A 20,775-nucleotide genomic window follows, 5' to 3' on the forward strand; every position below is an offset into this window, starting at 1 on the left:
ATTAAGCCTTGATACTATGGGGACGCAAGTTAGCGGGCTTTTGTGACAACTCGGTGACGTCACTTGTCGCGACTTTACGATAGAAAATACATGATTCAAATCTAAGCAATTAAATTTAAAGCTAAAAATAACCTTCCCAGCTCACAATACGCACTGCGACTGCGGCAAATTAGCTCAGGCAGTTTTCTGCTGAGTCGAGAAAAGTGCCATCTTCGCTTAATTTGAGTCCCTGTGAACTCAATCTACGCCGTATTCGCAGCTCAAAAAGCATCGCGTCCCAACCTAAAATAACGAGCCAAAATCTAAATAAACACTTTCTAACCCATTCTAAAACTGGGTTATTTTCACTTTTTACGGGATGAATAATCCAATCATGCGAGCGCCTCATAACAGCAACCCTCTTCTTATACGGCGCAGATTCTGTAAGCGTCATTTTGGCTCAGCCTTAGCTCAAAATCGCCATTTCAGTGGGTAAAAGCGGGCCAAACCGTACTGCTCAACGATGCCGTCACAAATCTGACATTTTGCTCCCCTAACTTGGCCGCCATGACGAAGAGGCCTTCCCACAAGGCTTGCAATAACACTCAACTGAAACAACTGAAACGGAACTCAAGATGCAATCTCCAATCGCTCGACAATTAGGTTCTCTCCTGCCACAACAATCGCATCCTGTCGCTAGGGTGCACAAACGTCTCACGTCGCGTCTCTCAGTCTTAAGCTTAGCCCTGGTGCTCGCAGGCCTGAGTCACAATGCTCTCGCCATAGGCAAACTTGAGGGGCAAATTCGCGATAACAGCAGCCAACAGCCCCTTGCAGGTGCAACCGTCACCTTAAAAGAGCTCAACCTTAGCCAGCAGGCAGGCCGTGATGGCCGTTTCTTTTTTGTCGGTGTGCAGGATGGCGATTACACCTTAGTGGTCAACTACCTAGGGGCGATGCCAACCGAGCATAGGATCAGCATTCGCGATAAACAAACCACACTGCAAGACATCAACTTAAATAGCCAAGATGTCGAGCATATCCGCGTGGTCGGCCAACAAGGCGCATTAAGTAAATCCATGAACCGCCAACGCGGCGCCGATAACGTGCTGAGCGTAGTCAGCGCCGATGTGCTGGGGAATTTCCCCGACAGCAATATCAGTGAATCGCTGCAGCGGGTGCCAGGGCTGTCTATCGAGCGGGACCAGGGCGAAGGTCGCTTTGTGCGCGTGCGCGGTATGGCGCCTGACTATAACTCAGTGTCGATGAACGGCACGCGCTTACCCTCACCCGAAAGCGATCGCCGTGCGGTTGCCCTCGATGTAGTGCCATCGGATCTATTGCAATCGGTAGAAGTGAGTAAAACCTTAACACCGGATATGGATGCCGATGCACTGGGCGGCGCGATTGAGGTTAAAAGTCTGTCGGCCTTCGATCGCGATGATACTTATCTCAACCTCAACGCCGAGGCGAGCCAAGATACCTTAACCGACAATACCAATCCCAAACTCGCCGCCAGCTACAGCGATATCTTTGCCGACAAGCTAGGGGTAGCCATAGGTGCCAGCTGGTATAACCGTGACTTTGGCTCAGATAACGTCGAAACCGGTGGTAAATGGGAATTTGCCGGGGATAACGGCTTTGAGGATGCGGCGCTCGAATCCATCGATGCGCGGGATTATGAAATCAATCGTGAGCGTTTAGGCATAGGGGTGAACTTCGATTATCGCCCGAGCGATGATACCGATCTGTATCTACGCACCCTTTACAGTGAGTTTGATGATACCGAAACCCGTAACAGCGCTAAAACCAAGTGGAAATCGCCGCAGCAAGAAAATGTCCTCAGCCAAGGCAAAACCACCCGCTCACTAAAATCACGCACCGAGAATCAAAACATCACCTCCTTTGTGCTGGGCGGTCAAACCCGCTTCGAACGCTGGACCTTTGACTATCAAGCAAGCCACAGCACCGCCAGCGCCGACAAACCGCGGGATATTGCCGGCGCCGACTTTGTCGCCAAGATTGATAACACGGGTTTTAACAATACCAAACAGCCACAGATTATCGCCCCCGAAGATTACTTTCAAAACGCGAACTTTGAGTTAGATGAGATAGAAATCGCCGCCTCCAAGGCCGAAGACACCATCAACAGTGGCCAACTGGATCTTACCCGCCAGTTAACTATTGCGGATTACAGTGTCGAGCTAAAAACTGGGGTCAAGCTAAGCCGCCGCGATAAATCCAATCGCGAAGATATTTGGATCTACAGCGACTTAGGCGATCAAGGCGTGAGCGATGAAGATTTGCTATTGAGTCAATATGCGGGCAATGAGCTTGACTATGACCTCGGCCGCTTTGGCAGCGGGATCAATGCTGCGCCGCTGTGGCAGCTTATCGACAGCCTAGATGCCGACAGCAATCGCGATGATATCGAGTCCACCATTAACGATTTTGATATCAGCGAAGATATCAACGCCGCCTACCTAATGGGCCACATCGATATCGATAAACTACGTATCTTAACGGGGCTGCGTTTCGAGCAAAATCAATGGGATTCCAGCGGCTACGGCTACGATGGCGCCAAGGGCGAGTTTATCGATATCAACCACTCCCGCGATGAGGATCATTGGCTGCCCGCACTGCACCTTACTTACCGCTATAGCGACAATACCGTGCTGCGCGCCGCCTGGACCAACACCTTAGTCCGCCCAACATTCGGCCAATTAGCGCCGGGATATTTGCTCGAAGAGGATGATGGCGATATCGATTTAACCTTTGGCAATCCACAACTTAAGTCGCTCGAATCGATGAACTTTGACTTAAGCCTCGAGCACTATTTTGGCAATATCGGCTTAATTTCGGCGGGGCTGTTTTATAAAGATATCGACAACTTTATCTATCAGGCAGATTTAGCTGGCCGTGGCGATTATATCGACGCCCATAGCGCCGTCACCTTTGTTAATGGCGACAGTGCCGACATCTACGGCGTGGAACTGAGCTATGTGCAAGAGTTTAACTTTTTACCCGAGCCCTTTAATGCGCTGGTGCTCAACTCTAACCTCACCTACACGGATTCCAGCGCCAAGATCAGTTGGCTGGAGGATGGCCAATTACTGAGCCGTGATATTCCGATGCCAAGCCAATCGGATCTCACAGCAAACTTGTCCCTTGGGTATGAAAATAGCTACGCCAGTGTCTGGTTATCGGCGGCCTATAAATCCGAATATTTACAGGAAGTCACTGAGCTCAGTGATGAGCGCTACGATCTCTATCAAGACAATCACTTGCAGTGGGATTTTGTCGCTAAGGCCCATCTAACCAGCAATTTAACCTTGTATTTCAAAGGGGTGAATCTGACCGACGAGCCCTACTACAGCTACACGGGTGACAGCAGCTACAACGCCCAATACGAAGCCTATGGCCGCACTTTCCAGTTAGGCGTGCAGTACACCAACTATTAATCACCTATTAAAAAGAACAAAGATATGACAACAACATTTACTAAAATTAGTGCCATAGCCATTAGCTTAGCAGGCCTTATCAGTGCGCCCTTGAGTGCCTTAGCTCAACCGATCACAGCCCCGGCCCACAAGGGCAGCCAGGCCCAAGCCTTGTTGTTTACCAACGATAACAATGCAATAATCCCTGCCGTCGATTGGCTTTGGGTCAGCGAAAAAACTGGTTTGATGCTGCAAAGCATGCCAAGCGCGGATAAAACGTCGCTACCCGCCGCCAAAACCTTAGTCAAAGGCGAGTTTGAACTGTTAGCCTTTAGCGATCCCTATGCCTTAACGCTCGATCGCCGCGCCGATCGCATCCGCCCTATCATGATCAAACAGATAGAAGGCAAAGTCGCGACCAACGTATTGCCACTGCTGCAGATGGCATCGTTTGAAATCAATTGGATCTGCATTCAGCCAAGGTCGCAGGACGGCAATATCTATGCGTGGTTTGGCGGCGAAGACGGTTATAGCGAGCAATGGCTGTTAGGTGATGCCGGGCACTTTATGCCCAAAAAGCTGCGCAGTCAGGCAATCCCCGTCAACAGCACTAGCTGCGCCATCGATGGCGACAAACTGTTGGTGAGTGAGCCCGAAGCCGGTGTTTGGCAATTTGATGCAAGCCCCTTTGCCGACAATAGCGCGAAGTTGGTTCTCGCCGCCCTCAATAATGATATCGCGGGCATGCAAGTCATCGATGGCAAGTTATTGTTAAGCGATAAAAAAGGTACCCTGACCTTAGAGCAACAGCCGATTGCAAACTACAACTTAGGGAAGGTACAAGGGTTCAGTGGTTATCTAAACGGAACTGGCACCAACAGGGAAATCCAGTTTGCCCTCTATGATGATAAAACCGATCAGTATTTATTTACCCAAGCAGTCTTGCCTGCAGCCCTGACTAAAGCGAGTAGCAAGCCCAGCGATAACATCATCGAAATCCCTGCTTGGGTTGAAAGCGCCCCATCCGATAGACCCGGTGATACCATGGACGATCCAGCGATTTGGGTGCATCCAAGTGAACCGGAAAAAAGCCTAGTGCTTGGCACCAACAAACGTTGGGGGCTATTGAGCTTTAATATGCGTGGCGAGCAGGTTCAAGCCCTGCCGTCGGGGCGCATCAATAACGTCGATCTGCGCCAGCAAGTGTTGCTGGGCGGTAAAAATCGCGATATCGCCGTGGCCACCTTAAGGGATAACGACAGCCTCGCCTTCTATGAAATCGATGCTCAGGGCAAGTTAAGCGAGTATCCCAATCAAGCCACCAATATGGTGGATATTTATGGCATGTGCCTTTACCAAGATGCCGATACCCTGTATGTGTTCGCCAATGAAAAGTCCGGTCGCATCGCCCAATACCGCGTCGATTGGCAGGTAAATGGCCCAAGCATCAAGCTAGTGCGTGATATCCATACCCCAAGCCAAGTCGAAGGCTGTGTGGTCGATGAAGCTCAGCACGCGCTGTTTATCGGTGAAGAAGACCAAGGCATTTGGCGCTTTAATGCCAAGGCCAATGGCGGCACTCAAGGCGAACTTATCATTAAAGCCGAGGGCGATTTAGTTCCCGATGTCGAAGGGATTTCACTCTATCAAGGGGCGACTATACAGGGTAAAAAGCAGGATCTGCTGGTGGTGTCCAGCCAAGGCGATAACAGCTACTTGCTGTATCAGGCGCAGCCGCCCTACGCCCAATTAGGCAAATTCCGTATTGGAGTCAACCTTAACGGCATGGAAAATGGCCGCGAAACCAGTATCGATGCGAGTAGCGAGACCGATGGCTTGGCCGTGACTCACTTAAGCGTCGGCACGGGAGCTTGGCAACAGGGAATGCTAGTGGTACAGGATGGACACAATCATTTACCCAATAATAATCAATCTTTTAAATGGCTTCCTTGGCGCAGTATTGTCGAGGAGTTATCGCTTAACTGAGTATTTCGCCAACTGAAATCGGCATCTTCTGGTTAGACGAATGATAACCGAGTCCGAGTGGCTCGGTTTGTTTTTGCCTTCAACCTTTTAGCTTGAAACTCGCATCTTGAGCCTGAAATCGCTATACTCCGCGCCCAAATATGTGGCCAATAACTAGCTCGATATTGCAATCCTTTGCGGTTGTCAGCTTTTTAAGCCGTTATTAACGACTTTTTCCTAGGATATACCCTTGATCTCTACCGCAAATATCACCATGCAATTCGGCCCAGAGCCATTATTTGAAAATATCTCGGCAAAATTTGGCAACGGCAACCGTTATGGTTTGATTGGCGCAAACGGCTGCGGCAAATCGACGTTTATGAAGATCTTAAGTGGCGCTCTTGCCCCAACCTCAGGCAACGTGTCTATCACGCCGGGGTTAAAGGTCGGCACCCTAAGCCAAGATCAATTCGCCTTCGAGCAATACACAGTTATCGATGCGGTGATCATGGGCGATACCCAGCTGTGGAAAATCAAGCAAGAGCGTGACGCGATTTATGCCAAACCCGATATGACCGAAGAAGACGGCATGCGTGTGGGCGATCTCGAGAGTGAATTCGCCGAAATGGACGGCTACAGCGCCGAGAGCCGCGCGGGCGAAATTCTGATTGAAGCCGGGATTGAAGAATCCTTCCACTATGGCCCTATGTCACAAGTCGCACCCGGTTGGAAACTGCGCGTACTATTAGCCCAAGCCCTGTTTGCGAACCCCGATATTCTGCTGCTCGACGAGCCCACCAACAACTTGGATATTCACACCATCAGTTGGCTCGAAACTGAGCTGAATAAGCGCAAATGCACCATGATCATCATTTCCCACGACAGACACTTCTTGAATGCTGTCTGTACCCATATGGCGGATATCGATTACGGTGAACTGCGGATTTATCCCGGCAACTACGAATACTTCCTTGAACAATCGGCTCTGCAGCGCGAACAACTGCTGTCGAGCAACGCCAAGAAGAGCGCCGAGATTGAAGAATTACAGGACTTCGTTAACCGCTTCGGGGCTAACGCTTCTAAGGCAAAACTGGCCAGCTCACGCGCCAAGCGCATGGACAAAATTAAGCTGGATGAGGTCAAATCCTCCAGCCGTATCGCGCCATCGATTCGCTTCGCGCCGGGCAAAAAGATGCACCGTCAGGCATTGGTGCTTGAGAACCTCGCCCACGGTTTTGACGGCGAATTGTTATTCGAAGGCGGCGATTTAATTCTCGAAGCCGGTGCAAAGCTTGCGATTATCGGCGAGAACGGCGTAGGTAAAACAACTTTATTACGCTGTTTAGTCAATGAGTTAATCCATAATCAAGGCGTGATTAAGTGGTCCGAAAACGCTTCCATTGGTTACTGCCCACAGGACAGCACCAGCGACTTCGATAATGATTTGACTATTATTGAATGGATGGACCAATGGCGTCAGCCAAAACACAACGATTTGATGGTACGAGCCATGTTAGGTCGTTTGCTGTTTACCGAAGACGATGCCAACAAAAAAGCGAAAAACTGCTCAGGCGGCGAAAAAAACCGTTTAATTTTCGGCAAGTTAATGATGCAAGATATCAACGTCATCATTATGGACGAACCGACTAACCATATGGATATGGAAGCGATTGAATCCTTAAATAATGCCCTCAAAGATTTTGAAGGCACATTGATTTTCGTCAGCCACGACCGCGAATTTGTGTCCTCGTTAGCGACCCGCATTATCGATATTCGGGATAGAAAATTGGTGAACTTCCAAGGGACCTTTGATGAGTATCTGGCAAACCTTGCCAGTGCTTAATCGCCATCGGCTTTTGTAAAAGCGCTTTTGATAAACGCCCTTTTGCTAAAGGACTTCAAAAGACCTCAAAGAAAAGACGCTTCACTCTACTCGAGATAAGCGTCTTTTTATATCCCACTCGCATATCACCCTTTATAGCACCCAGTGACTGACGGCCTTACTCCGTCTTCGCTTCCACCAAAGCCGCAAGTTGCGTTAATGATTCCTGCCAACCTAAGTAACACATCTCCTCTGGTATCACGGCTGGAATGCCCTCCTGAGTGATCTGCAAATTAGTACCACAGGACACCTCGGTTAACTTGATAGTCACCTGCATCACCCCAGGCAAATGTTCATCATCAAACTGGTCGGTATGACGGATAAGTGTGTTGGGGATAAGCTCGGTATAGACCACCTTAAAGGAGTGACTGTGTCCGGTCGCAAATTGGGTAAAGCTCATGGAATACCCTGACCCAACAGCTAATTCAAACTCATGAATCGTTCCCACAAAGCCGTAAGGTGGTAACCAACGCTCTAGGGCCGCTTTATCGGTAAACGCCTTGTAGACTAACGCCGCGGGCGCGCGTAGCACCCGATGTAACCTCACTGTACCTGTGTTATTGGGCATATCCTTATCCTTCCAGTTGCTTATAGGCCAATGATGTTCTTAAAGATAGCGCAAGAATCCCATTCGTTATCACCTGCGCGAGAATATTAACTGTCCCCTCAGCTTGAAATGGTTGGCTCAACGCGGCGATGCTTAAACTGCATTAAGTGCAAGGATTTAGCATCAGAGTCCGACTGCTGCTGAGCGATATCCAGCCGTTCTGCGGCGAGAGTGAATGCCAGATTTGTGCTGTTAGAGGTTTCCGTTATTTGCCCTTTATATTGAGCGATTAAACTCAAAAGTCCCGACTCATTCACCACATTTTTAGGCAACGGCGTTTTAAAGCTAGCCTCATCGCTAAACACTACGACCGAATGGAGCCCTTCGACTAACCCTAAGCAATGGGCAACCGCCAAACAATGTTTATAGTTCTGATGGAGAGGATTTTTAAAGCGGGTTTGTTTGGTAAAGATTTTTTGCGTCCACTGGGCTTGCTTCTCGCCGCCAAATATCCAGCCGGAGTAATTTTTAACTTCAAGGACGAACACGCCGAAATGGGTCAGTAAAACTAAATCCACCTCTGTCAAAGCAGGCGTACCTTCAGTTATCTCATCCATAGGTAAAATTAAATTGCGGTAAAGTCGGAAGTCCTCATCTTTGAGTCCCTGTTTCAGTAACTTAGCGACTCGCTTTTCCCCCTGTTGACCTAATCTTTCAGCTCTGTATTGCCTAAGTGACGGACGAAATAACAAGGTCGCTATCGCAAACAGCAGCAAAAGAATTGGAATGACCAAAATAATCGACAGCGACTCGAACATTGAAGAGATGGGAGACATTGTGCTTGGCGCAGACGTAGGTTTCGCTGTTACCACGGCAGGTATTCTATTGGGTTTCTGTTTAGGCGCGTCGTGGCGAACCGTAGTGGGTGTTGCAGGCGGCCTTAGCGTGGATTTAACACCGTTGGCGACGGGCTGCTGGCAATGCTCGTCAAATCTTGCTTTAAGCTCTTGGTAGCGCGGCGTAGTGGGATGCCAATCTTGCATCTCACTTTGGATAAGAATACAGATAGCCTCAGAGTCTTGTTTCACCAACGCCCATGCCGTTGAGCAAGATAAGCCGATACTCAGAGCGCTCATCCACAAGATTAACGTTCGAAAAACCACGGGATAAGCCCACTTATCTTTTACGCGTCCCTTCACTCTGTCTGTACTCCTGTACGGTTTTGTTAATGCCCATGGCCGTTATAGAACACTTGTAGGCATGTGTTTTTATCTTGCAAGATTTAGCCAGTGCTACATTTGACTGAAATGTATCATATCGGTCTCTCGCAACATAAATATCGAGTGAAATCACAGCTCAAGCACCGCATTTTCCCAACCTTGGTTTACACTCTTAGGGTATCGAATAAGCAGAAAATCCCACTAATTGTGCCGACTAATACTTATGAGGTATTGCATACGCGCCAGCAGTGCACCAGCTTATCCTATAAATTCTGATGGTGGTGATAGCCTATGAGTCTTGAAGAATCCTTAGAACAACTAAAACGTCAGTACTTACATGCACTACCCGATAAGAAGAAACAAATTATCACCCTGTGGATCTCGCTACGGAAAAACTGGCAGAGCCATATGCTGTCGGCGGTCTACCGTGAAGTCCATAACTTAAAAGGCTCCTGCGAAACTTTTGGCTTGACCGACACCAAAGAGATTGTCGATAAGCTTGAACTGCTGTTAAAAAATTTACTCGATTCGCCCGCACCAGCGCTGAATGTGATCAAAAGCTTAGATACCCTCTTCCACCAGCTGCTGCAAAATAACCTCCGTGGTGAGCCAGCAGCCCCCGTGGTCGAAGCGCAAATGCAGCACAGTCCCTATAAACCGACTAAAGCACGGCACGAGTATCGAATAGCAATTATTGAGGATGACAATAATGTCGGGGCGATGATAACGAAGCAGCTGCATGAATTTGGTTTTAATGTGCAGCACTTTTTAAATTTCACCGACTTCCTCGAAATTCAAAATACCTCGCCCTTCGATTTGATTTTATTAGATCTCATCTTGCCCGATTATACCGAAGAAGCCTTATTTACCGCGGCGACCGAGTTTGAGAAGCACAATACCCGTGTATTTGTTCTCTCTTCCCGCGGTGATTTTGAGATGCGATTACTGGCGATCCGTGCCAATGTCAGCGAGTATTTTGTTAAACCCGCCGAAACCACCCTACTGGTACGCAAGATCCACCAGTGGCTCAAAATGTCAGAAAAACAGCCGCTTAAAATTTTGCTGGTGGACGATCAGCAATCCATGGTCGATTATTTTTCCAGTCTGCTTCGCAGTCATGGGCTGATGGTGAAAGGCATGACCAAACCCGAGCAAGTGCTGCCAACCCTAGAACAATTTGAGCCAGATCTGTTTATTTTCGATTTGTATATGCCCGATGTGAATGGTTTAGAGCTGGCGAAAATGATCCGCCAATTAGATAAATACAGCTCAAGCCCTATCCTAGTGCTCAGCTCCGACGACACTATGCAAAACAAAGTCAGCATCATTCAGGCGGGTTCCGACGATTTAATCTCAAAACAAACCGCGCCAAGTTTGTTTGTGACGCAAGTGATTTCCCGCGCCCAGCGTGGCCATGATATTCGAAGCTCCGCCAGCCGCGATAGCTTAACCGGACTGCTTAATCACACCCAGATCCTCGTTGCTGCCCGCCGCTGTTTTAACCTCGCCAAACGTATCAACTCCTCGGTGTGCATTGCTATGCTGGACTTAGATCACTTTAAGCAAGTGAATGATACCTATGGGCATTCTGGCGGCGACAAAGTGCTGTTGGCCTTTGCCCATCTGTTGCAGCAATCCCTGCGCCCCGTCGATTTTATGGGCCGTTACGGCGGCGAAGAATTTATGCTGGTCTTGCCCGATCTACCCGCGCCCTTAGCCATAGCCAAGCTTAATGCTATTCGCGAGAGCTTTAGCCATATTGTGTTTGTCGAAGAAGGCGCCGAATTTAAAGTCACCTTAAGCGGAGGGTTAGCCTTCTCGACCGAATGCAGCGAGTTTCAAGACTGTTTATTGCTGGCGGATAAAAATCTGTATGAGGCAAAACGTACGGGACGTAACCGTTTAATCACCACCTTAAAATAAGCCCGACTCACGCGATATGCTCTGATCATATGTTCTGGCGATAATCTCGTTATGTTAGGGCTTTAAAGAGTGACCGTTGCGTTGCATGAGTAACTACACGAATGCGCACAAATAAGATTGTTGTGTGGAATGACAAGGTAGCGCTGGATTTGCCATTGTTTGCGATTGATAGGAACAAAGTGCATCGACGCGCTAAGCCTGCACTCAACATACGTTGTCAGTGCTTTTAGTCTCGCTTAAGCGAGGCTAAATAATTGAGCATCTTATCCGCCAGTTGCGGCAGTTCGACGACATGATGGATAACGCCGCGTTTGATCGCTTCCCTTGGCATGCCGAACACCACACAGCTCTGCTCTCCCTGCGCAAAGGTTTTACCGCCCTGTTCATCGATTAACGCCATCCCATCGGCGCCATCTTTGCCCATGCCAGTTAGGATCACCGCAGTGGTATTGGCCCCCGCGCACTCGGCAACCGAGTTAAATAGCACATCGACTGATGGTCTATGACCACTCACCTTGTCGCCCTGGGTCAAGCGGGTCTTAAAACTGCCGCCGACCTTAATCACTTCTAGGTGCTGATCCCCCGGCGCAATATACACATAACAGGGCAGCAAACGTTCGCCATCTTCGGCCTGTTTGACATTCAAACGGGTGAGTTTATTTAGCCGCTCCGCAAAAGTACGAGTAAAGCCCGGTGGCATATGTTGAGTGATCACAATCGGTGGCATTACCGCCGGAAACTGCTGTAACAGCGACAAAATGGCTTCGGTACCGCCAGTGGAGGCGCCAATTGCCACCAATTGCGTGTTGATTACTCTGCTGCTCAGCGCGGGCTTATGGCTAGGTTGCACCACGACGGCAGGTGCCGCTCGTTGGGTTTTCAGTTTAGCGTGGGCGGCCGATTTAATTTTCTCCAAAATTACATCTTGGTATTCATTAAAATCCTGGGGCGAATCTAATTTCGGCTTAGGGATAAAATCCACCGCCCCGAGGGCGAGCGCGTTAAATGTAGCGTCCGCGCCTTCTTCGGTTAACGATGAAATCATCACCACCGCCGTGGGTCTAGCCTTCATTAAGCGGTCTAAAAAGGTCAAGCCATCCACTTTAGGCATTTCAATATCTAAAGTGATCACATCGGGGCGATGCTGATTCACCATATCCTTGGCCATATAGGCATCGGCGGCCATGCCAACTAGGGAAAGTTCGCTATCGGCTTCGATCATCTTGCCCAATAAGTTACGGATCAATGCCGAATCATCAACCACAAGTACTTTTATCGTCATGTCTTAGTCACCAAAGAGTTCCACATCTCCGCCACTCGGCAAATTCCTGATCCTTAGGCGATACTCACTTTCCCTGTCCATAATGGTGCTATTATGCATTGTTCTGATTTTTCTAACTTTTACTAAACCTGTCGCCGGAAAAAAATACACTTTTCGAGGATAATAATCGAGTAAATCTGCGGCCAAAATGGGGATTTGTTCCATCTGCAAATATTCGAGTACAAACTCCGCATTGCGCTCACCGATATTATGGGCGGTGATCCCATTGAGCATATTTCCGCCCCCGAACACTTTCGCGACCAAGGCACGGCGCCGCGCACCGAGTTTGAGCAACTCGTTGATCAGCAACTCCATGGCGTACACACCATAACGGGCTGAATCGGTTAAGATCCCCGAACTGTTGCCATTATCACTCGGTAATAAAAAATGATTCATTCCACCAATTTTTAAATCGGGATCGGAGAGGCAAACGGACACACATGAGCCTAGCACTGTAACTATCATGGTTTGGTCGCGGGTGGCAAAAAACTCCCCCGGCAGAATTTTGACCGCATCACAGCCAAAATGATGGTCATAATAGCGATTCGGCTCGATAACGGGGTATTCAATATTCGGCTTTGGCACTCATCAAGCTCCCTTTACCGCCTTGTAGGTTGTCTGGCCTACTGGCTTAATGATCTGGGGGAACATATTAAAGTTCTCCGAATGGCCTGCGATGTAGAGTCCATCATCGGCAAGGGAAAGCATCATGTGTTTAAGAATGCTTTCCTGCGTAGTTTTATCGAAATAAATCATCACGTTTCGACAAAAAATCACATCGATTGGCGTCTTGATTGACCAAAACTCATCGACTAAGTTGAGCCGAGTAAACTGCAGCATCTGTTTGAGCTCTGGCACCACGCGCACATTGCCTTGTTGTGCTCCGCGCCCCCGCTGAAAAAACGCCTTCTTGCGCTCGGCACTTACCGCCTCGATACGCTCGATAGGATAAATACCCAGCTGCGCCTTTTTCAGTACGCCGCTGTCGATATCCGAAGCAATGATTTCGATGGGCGTGTTGAAGCGGCCAAAATGCTCGGCCACCACCATAGCAATGGAGTAAGGCTCTTCCCCCGTGCTACTGGCCGCACACCAGATCCTTTTGGTATGCGGATGTGCCTGTAAATATTGTTTTAAGATCTCAAAATGATGGGGCTCGCGAAAGAACGCCGTCTGATTAGTGGTCAGTGCATTAATAAACTCCTGATGTTCACTCTCGTGTGCCTGCAAATACTCAAAATACGCAGTAAATCCCGCTAACTTGAGCGCCCTTATCCGCCGGACTAAACGGCTGTACACCATGGCGTCTTTACTGTCGGCTAACTTAATGCCGGCAAATTGGTACAGCCGAGTTTTCACCGTATTAAAGTGCGCCGCCGTAAAAACAAACTCTTTCCCTAGAGGTTGATGTTCGCTCAATCAAAAATCTTCCCATTCATCTTGGTCGGCTTTATTGACCTTTGGCGCCATCGCCTTAGGTTTAACGGGCATGCGAGTCACAGTCGATGGCGGTTTAACCGCTAACTTCTTATGGCTCGCCACGGGTTTTGGCGCAGCTGTGGTGTCTTCGTCCACGGTAAAGTTGGCCACACTGTCCGCTAACTGCTGCGCCTGTGATTGCATGCTTTCGGCTGCGGCGGCGGCTTCTTCCACTAAGGCCGCGTTTTGCTGCGTCATTTCATCCATTTGCACTACGGCTTTACTGATCTCATCGATACCGATCGCTTGCTCATTCGAGGCTGAGGCAATTTCGGCCATGATGTCGTTCACCCGCTTAATAGCGATGACGATTTCTTTCATGGTGTCGCCGGATTTGCCGACTAAGCTGTTACCGCTTTCGATTTTGGTCACAGAGTCGGAGATCAAGGCTTTAATGTCCTTAGCTGCGTTGGCCGAACGTTGAGCCAAACTTCTCACCTCTGAGGCCACCACCGCAAATCCACGACCTTGCTCGCCGGCTCTGGCCGCCTCGACCGCCGCATTTAGCGCTAAGATATTGGTTTGGAAGGCTATGCCATCAATAACACCGATAATATCGGCAATCTTACGTGCCGATTCGTTAATCGATGCCATGGTTTGCACCACTTGCTGGATAAGTTCGCCCCCATCGACGGCAACATCGGCGGCCTTAGAGGCAAGCGCATTGGCCTGGCTGGCGTTGTCGGCATTTAGCTTCACTGTGCCCGTCAGTTCTTCCATACTCGCCGAGGTTTGTTCAAGACTCGATGCTTGCTCCTCGGTGCGGCTCGACAAATCAGCATTGCCCTGAGCGATTTCGGAAGAGGCGGTATTAATGGTATCGGCAGCCTTTTGAATGTCTCTTATCATGTAAGAGAGCTTTTCAGCAGTTTGATTTGAATAGTTTTTCAAATCATTAAAGGTGCCTTCGTAATCGTTATAGATACGCGTGGTTAAATCGCCTTCGGCGAGCGCCATCAACACCCGCGCCACATCCTGTAGACCGCGATCCGAGGTCTCAATCAAGGCATTGAGGCTGTTCGCCAGCATCAAGAAGAAGCCCTGCTTACCTTGCGTCTCAGCACGTTGGGAGAAATCTCCCGCCGCAGCCGCATTGACGATGCGCGAGATTTCCTGCTCGATTTGCACTTCGACCGTGCGGTCGAGCCATTCGACAACTGAACCTAACCGCTCGCCCGTTTTGGAAATAATCGGGCTGGCGGTTAAGCGGAAGTGACAACTGGCCACTTTGATCTGCGATTCATATTTACGATCGAGCTTATCTAACAGACTCGCTTGATGGGCTGGATTCTTATGGAAAATATCCATAGAGCTGCCAAGAATTTTATCGACGGAGAAATGCGGCAGCGCTTGCCTGATCTCACTCTCAGATTGGCGCAGCATCGACTCCACCGAGCGGTTCATATAGATAATGGTGCGGTTGGCATCGGCGATCATCACATTGGTACTGGTATTATTCAGCGCCTCTAAAATGCGCTGCGTCGCCCGCTCGGACTCAATGCTCTCCGTTCTATCAATCCACTCAACCCCCGTACCTAAGTGTTTATTTTCACGGGTGATAATGGGCGTCAGGATCAACTTAAAAGTCCGCTTTCCAATGGTGATTTGCGCCGTATGGGATTGGGTAAGACGCTCGAGCATATTGCGTTGATGGGCCGGATTTTTATGGAAAATATCGATATTACTGCCCACCACCTTGGCTACAGAGAACTGCGGCAGCTCTTTGCGAATGTCCGCCTCAGCCTCGGATAACATATTCAATACCGCTTTATTGGCGTAGATAATATTGCGGTTGCTGTCGGCGATCATAAAGCTGTTGCCGCTGTTATCTAATAATTGGAAATAGCGTTGCAGCTCTTCTTCCTTTTGCTGGCGCGCCTCTTCATTTCCAAACACATTGAAAATACCCATTATGATTACTCCTGATCAGACAGACTATTTGCATCAATTAGACCCAGCTCATCACTGCTGATCAGAGCCTGTATATTTACCAAAATGATCATCTTGTCTTCTACCGTTGCCAACCCCTTGAGGTAACGGCTATCGAAGGCCACCCCAAATTCGGGGGCGGGTAGAATTTCTTCGGCGGCGAGTTTAATCACATCCGACACCGCATCGACGACAATCCCGACGATACGGTCAAACACATTCAACATAATGACGATGGTGAACTCGTTGTAGGTCGCACTGCCCACGGCAAACTTCATCCTTAAATCGACAATCGGTACGATATCGCCCCTAAGATTCAGTACGCCTTTGATAAAACTCGGCGCATTGGCGATTTTGGTGACGGGTTCATACCCACGGATCTCCTTCACCGACATAATGTCGAGCGCATAATGCTCTTCACCCAGCACAAAACTTAAAAACTCGACCTCATCGTGGACGCTGTACTCCTGCTTACTCACCGTGTTCGTGCGGTTATCCATTGCGACATCCTTAGTTAATTTTTGATATGCAGTGCAAGTGATTCAACATCGAGGATCAAGGCCACGCTGCCATCGCCCATAATGGTCGCTCCCGATACACCGGGGATCCGCCGATAGTGCTTTTCAAGGCTCTTGATCACCACTTGTTGCTGCCCGACGAGAGCATCGACACACAGACCAAAGCGTTTATTATTGCTTTCTAGCAAGACCACTATGCCGGCTTCAGGCGTCTTAGCTTGGGGTTCGATTTCCATTAATTGATAGAGGTTTAGCAGGGGTAAATATTCTTCCCGCACCTTGAGTAACCGCTCTTTGGCCAAAAATTTAAGCTGCTCAGTTTGCGGTTGTATCGATTCGATAATGTGTACTAAAGGTAAGATATAAATTTGATTGCCTACGCTGACACTCATGCCATCGACAATGGCTAAGGTAAGGGGAAGTTGGATTTCGAAGGTCGCGCCCTGACCCGCAACGGAATCAATATCAATCCGACCACCTAAGGCCTCAATATTCTTGCGTACCACATCCATACCCACGCCGCGCCCCGAGACATCGGTAACCTCAGCCGCCGTAGAGAACCCTGCGGCAAAGATCAATTGCCACACTTGTTTGTCCGTCATGTTCTCGGGCAGTGCCATGCCATTTTCCCGAGCCTTTTGTAAAATGCGCTCGCGGTTTAAACCGCCGCCATCATCGTGCACGGCGATCACTATACTGCCGCCGCGCTGACTGGCTTTAAGGGACAAAACACCGGCTTCACTTTTGCCTGCTGCAAGTCTTTTTTCTGGTTTTTCAATACCATGGTCAAGACTGTTACGAACGAGGTGGGTGAGCGGATCGACTAACTTTTCAATCATCCCCTTATCAATTTCAGTGTTGCCACCCTCTATCACCAGACTGACATTTTTGCCAAGCTGATCCGATAAATCCCGCACCAGTCGATGAAAACGGTTAAACACGAACGACACGGGTAACATGCGCACCGACATGACAGCTTCCTGCATCTCCCTGGTATTGCGTTCTAGCTCATTGAGCGCGGTTTTTAGCCGCTCACCTAATTCGCCGCCCAGCTCATTACCGATAAGGGTAAGCATGGATTGGGTGATCACCAATTCACCCGCAAGATTAACTAGAGTATCTATCTTGGAGGTTTCTACCCTCAACGTGGCATCTTGGCTGGCGGCACTGGCCTTTTTCGCTGCGGGTTGACTACTGCTGCTAGATGCCGAGCCTATGGTTGAAGTAGAAGATTGCGGCATTGCCTCGGCTTTAGCTGCCGATTTAGCGGGCTGTTTACTGACTTCTTGTGCGGGCTTTTTGGTTCGAGTCGACTGCGACTTTGCAGTGTCCGCTTCTGCTCGTGGCGCAGACGCCTGATTGGTGATGGACTTCTCTTTTACCGATGCTGACGTTAAGGCATCAATTTCAGTGGCGAATGTTTCGGGCGTTAATGATTCAAAAAAGCCGTAGCCTAATTCATCATCTAGCGCATCGTCGCTAACAGCAGCAACGTGATTGGCAGCCAGATCAGCAGCCGTCAGTTCCTGCGGTCTCGAACTCTGCTCAGTTGCAGTAGATGCATGAATATCCTCGGCGCGGATTTCCTTTGCGGTATAGGCCTCCTCAAAAAAGCCGAAATGTTCCGTTTCATCGACTAACCCTAGCTCCACTTCATCCTCAAAAAAACCGAAGCTATCGTCTACGGATTGAGTCGCTACACTTGCCGTAACCGCTGCTGGTAAGGGTTTATCTTCGCTCTGATGATTGGCATTAGCAGCACTTACCACATTAGCTGTTTGAGTGGAAAAGGGTTCACCATTTAAGGCCGCCACCAGCTGGTTTTTGGCAAATTCCACCTGCTGCCAATCTATGGGTTCCTCTTCCCGATAGAGGTTTAAAATATGTGAAAGGGTATCGACGGTACGAAGCAAAAGATCAATGACAGAAGAGGAAAGCTCAAACGTGCCCTTTCGGGTTTTATCGAGCAAATTTTCCATTACGTGGGTCACGCTGGTGAGCGCAGTAAAACCAAAGATGCCACTGCCCCCTTTAATCGAATGGGCAGCACGGAAAATGGTATTTAATTCTTCGGGATCGGGGGCGTCTAAATCTAATGCAAGGAGCAATTGCTCCATATTTTCAAGATGTTCGTGGCTTTCTTCAAAAAAAACCTGATGGAACTCTGCCATATTAATGGACATAGCACACCCCGACCTAGGTTAGCCCAGCACTTTGGCTGTGATAGCTAATAGCTTCTGCGGGTCAAAGGGCTTGACCATCCATCCCGTAGCGCCTGCGGCTCGACCTTGCGCCTTCATGTCTTCACCGGCTTCGGTGGTCAGCATGACGATGGGCGTACGCATAAACGCCGACATGGCTCTGAGGGATTTAATCAGCGTCAAACCGTCCATACGGGGCATATTTTGATCCGTCAAAATAAAATCGAATCGTTGTCCGCCACATAAATCTAGGGCTTCACGACCATCTTTTGCGAGCACGACTTGATAATTTGCCGACTTTAACGTCGCCTCAACCATCTGTCTGATCGCGGCCGAGTCATCAACAATTAATATTTTTTTGCTCATTTACCATTCCATTATGACTTTAGTTTTATTTCCTGGAGCCACTAACTCATAGCTCTTAGAGAGGGATTTAACCAATAAAAGACCACGACCCGAAATTTGAAACCAATCTGCGATTTCCTCCTGCTGCTTCGGCACATACCCATCACCACTGTCAGATACAGTGATCCTGAGTTCACTGAGTTGTGCATGCCATTCCAGCTCAACCTTGACCCAATCTTCAGCCTTAAGCTTGTCGATGCTGCTTTCACGTATGCTGTGGTATAACTCAAAACGTTCAGGATCATTTTTAAGACGAGAGTCTAACTTGAGTACACCATGGTCAACTGCGTTAGTAACTAACTCAGAAACAACAGTAAATACCCTCTGACTAAACGTAGTAGAAAACCCAAAAATATTCAAAAACTGATTCAGTGAATTTAAATAGTCGGCATTTAATAACATGGCGCCCATCATTTTAATGGCCCAAGTAAACTCGCCTTTCATACAAATTTGACTCGATTTATGTTCTCGTTCTCGATACCAGTTATGTAATAACTCGAAATCGAGTACACACACCGCAATATCATCGGTGATCTCGTGTTCAAAAATGGTTTTGAGCTTTGTTCTTAGGTATTCAGTTAAATCGCGACCATAAAAACTCAGCAACGAAATCACGCTGTCCATGCCAAAAAATGTGCCGCCTTTACTCTGTTGCTCAATTAATCCGTCACTGAGTAAACAGATCCGCCCCGTCCGCGGAATGGGAAACGAGGCAATATTCGCGATAAACGCACTGGGCGACAAAATGCCTAGAGCCATATTTTTAGAGCGGTATTTCTGTATATGCTCATGCTCGGCATAAGCCGAATCGCTGTCAAATTCATCTTGATAAAGCAATGCGTCCGGCATGCCGCCATTCCATAGATTGATTTGATTTTTAAAGAAATCTATCTCTAAAACGACGGCTGCCACAAAACGATCGCCGGGACTGTCTTCATACACGTTGGCATTAAGTTCATAAATCAAACTGACGAGATTAAAGCCTTTCGCCACCATGGCCCTGAAGGTATTGGCCACCCGCAAAATCGGCATAGCCGCACTTAATCCATGGCCGGTAGAATCTGCAATAATTAAGAAGAAGTTTCCGTTGGGACCAACGGTATTAAGAATAATATCGCCGCTAAAATTAGCACTTGCTTGAGTAAAAGATTTAACGAAATCAAAACTGACATTGCGAATATTGACAAGATGCTCAAATAAATGCCTTGCCATTTGTTCTTCGCGGGCCTTTTGATACAGCATTTTTTCTAATATTGAGCGTTGTTGCTTAACTTGTTTCTCTAAGGAAAAATGTGCTAATAACCCTTCAACTTTATGCCAGAACAGTTCTAGGTTAATCGGTTTAATAATAAAATCTAAGGCCCCTAAACGAAAGCAGGATATTATTTTTTGATATTCGTTATCCGCGCTGATAACGATTACAGGCACGGGCGATTCTCGGTATCGCAGTCTTTCTAATAAAGTCAGGGCGGTACCATCGGGCAAATAATAGTCTAATAAAATAAGTTCGATATTTTGCTGATTAATTTCTTCGTTTGCTTCTTCCAGATTGCAGCAAGTAATCACCCCCCAACCTTTACTATGAATAAACGCCGTAATAATTTGGTTTGTGACTAAGTCATCATCAATGACCAGAATATAACGTTGGCTTTTAGGCACTTACACATCCCGTTCAACAAGATACAAACGTCCCATATTGGCAATCGTTATAATTTCTTCCGCTTGCCCATGCAGTCCCCGAATCGCCGTGCTGATCTGACGCTCAAGCGCCTTACGATGCAGCAGTACCATCATCCCCAGTGCCGAGCTATCAATGTAAAGCACGCGGCTAAAATCCAGCACTAAGTGCTTAATGTCCTCTTCAAGAAAGGCCTTTTGATAATCGCTAGTGAATTTTTTATGATGATAAAAATCAAAACGTTCTGGCAAAGAGATATAAAAAATATTAGCCATCACAATCTTCCCT

Annotated in this window: 15 protein-coding genes; 4 read left to right on the top strand and 11 right to left on the bottom strand. The window is 48.3% G+C overall.

All coding sequences use genetic code 11. The features are described from left to right. Positions 1-614 precede the first annotated feature (614 nt). The 3 genes from CBX96_RS06340 (at position 615) to CBX96_RS06350 (ending at position 7,227) form a co-directional block, all read left to right on the top strand. Positions 615-3,440 carry a TonB-dependent receptor gene (locus CBX96_RS06340; protein WP_109286104.1) on the top strand — a complete coding sequence of 942 codons (2,826 nt, stop codon included), beginning with the start codon at positions 615-617 and terminating at the stop codon, positions 3,438-3,440. Between the two features lie 24 nt (positions 3,441-3,464). Beyond that, positions 3,465-5,405, top strand: a complete 1,941-nt coding sequence (locus CBX96_RS06345; RefSeq protein ID WP_109286105.1) for a phytase — start codon at positions 3,465-3,467, stop codon at positions 5,403-5,405. Between the two features lie 229 nt (positions 5,406-5,634). Next, complete coding sequence (locus tag CBX96_RS06350; protein ID WP_011622847.1) at positions 5,635-7,227, top strand: ABC-F family ATPase; 1,593 nt, start codon at positions 5,635-5,637, stop codon at positions 7,225-7,227. Between the two features lie 157 nt (positions 7,228-7,384). On the opposite strand, the gene CBX96_RS06355 is transcribed toward CBX96_RS06350, so the two are convergent. Both CBX96_RS06355 and CBX96_RS06360 read right to left on the bottom strand, forming a co-directional pair. Further along, positions 7,385-7,834, bottom strand: a complete 450-nt coding sequence (locus tag CBX96_RS06355; protein WP_109286106.1) for an SRPBCC family protein — start codon at positions 7,832-7,834, stop codon at positions 7,385-7,387. Positions 7,835-7,932: 98 nt separating this feature from the next. Beyond that, positions 7,933-9,012, bottom strand: a complete 1,080-nt coding sequence (locus CBX96_RS06360; protein WP_109286107.1) for a nuclease-related domain-containing protein — start codon at positions 9,010-9,012, stop codon at positions 7,933-7,935. Positions 9,013-9,324: 312 nt separating this feature from the next. On the opposite strand from CBX96_RS06360, the gene CBX96_RS06365 reads away from it, so the two are divergent. Beyond that, entirely contained in the window at positions 9,325-10,956 is a 1,632-nt protein-coding gene (locus tag CBX96_RS06365; protein WP_086904260.1) for a diguanylate cyclase, read from the top strand. A gap of 226 nt (positions 10,957-11,182) precedes the next feature. On the opposite strand, the gene CBX96_RS06370 is transcribed toward CBX96_RS06365, so the two are convergent. Genes CBX96_RS06370 through CBX96_RS06410 form a run of 9 tightly spaced genes read right to left on the bottom strand, consistent with a single transcriptional unit; the run spans position 11,183 to position 20,762 of the window. Next, positions 11,183-12,238, bottom strand: a complete 1,056-nt coding sequence (locus CBX96_RS06370) for a chemotaxis response regulator protein-glutamate methylesterase (protein WP_109286108.1) — start codon at positions 12,236-12,238, stop codon at positions 11,183-11,185. A gap of 3 nt (positions 12,239-12,241) precedes the next feature. Continuing rightward, on the bottom strand, positions 12,242-12,862 hold the full coding sequence (gene cheD / locus CBX96_RS06375; protein ID WP_086904262.1) for a chemoreceptor glutamine deamidase CheD: 621 nt from the start codon (positions 12,860-12,862) through the stop codon (positions 12,242-12,244). A gap of 3 nt (positions 12,863-12,865) precedes the next feature. After that, positions 12,866-13,696: a CheR family methyltransferase gene (locus tag CBX96_RS06380; RefSeq protein ID WP_086904263.1), complete on the bottom strand. Its 831-nt coding sequence runs from the start codon at positions 13,694-13,696 to the stop codon at positions 12,866-12,868. Continuing rightward, positions 13,697-15,667, bottom strand: a complete 1,971-nt coding sequence (locus CBX96_RS06385) for a methyl-accepting chemotaxis protein (RefSeq protein WP_011626099.1) — start codon at positions 15,665-15,667, stop codon at positions 13,697-13,699. Positions 15,668-15,672: 5 nt separating this feature from the next. Then, the gene (locus CBX96_RS06390) at positions 15,673-16,185 is read right to left on the bottom strand and encodes a chemotaxis protein CheW (RefSeq protein WP_011622855.1); all 513 of its coding nucleotides are present in this window, start codon (positions 16,183-16,185) and stop codon (positions 15,673-15,675) included. Positions 16,186-16,199: 14 nt separating this feature from the next. Then, positions 16,200-18,386 carry a chemotaxis protein CheA gene (locus CBX96_RS06395; RefSeq protein ID WP_109286109.1) on the bottom strand — a complete coding sequence of 729 codons (2,187 nt, stop codon included), beginning with the start codon at positions 18,384-18,386 and terminating at the stop codon, positions 16,200-16,202. Positions 18,387-18,404: 18 nt separating this feature from the next. Then, entirely contained in the window at positions 18,405-18,770 is a 366-nt protein-coding gene (locus CBX96_RS06400; protein WP_086904266.1) for a response regulator, read from the bottom strand. Beyond that, positions 18,771-20,468, bottom strand: coding sequence for a fused response regulator/phosphatase (locus CBX96_RS06405; protein ID WP_109286110.1), 1,698 nt, complete (start codon positions 20,466-20,468; stop codon positions 18,771-18,773). After that, entirely contained in the window at positions 20,469-20,762 is a 294-nt protein-coding gene (locus CBX96_RS06410) for an STAS domain-containing protein (RefSeq protein ID WP_086904268.1), read from the bottom strand. Positions 20,763-20,775 lie beyond the last annotated feature (13 nt).

The organism is Shewanella sp. BC20, assembly GCF_003129585.1.
GTDB lineage: Bacteria > Pseudomonadota > Gammaproteobacteria > Enterobacterales > Shewanellaceae > Shewanella > Shewanella seohaensis.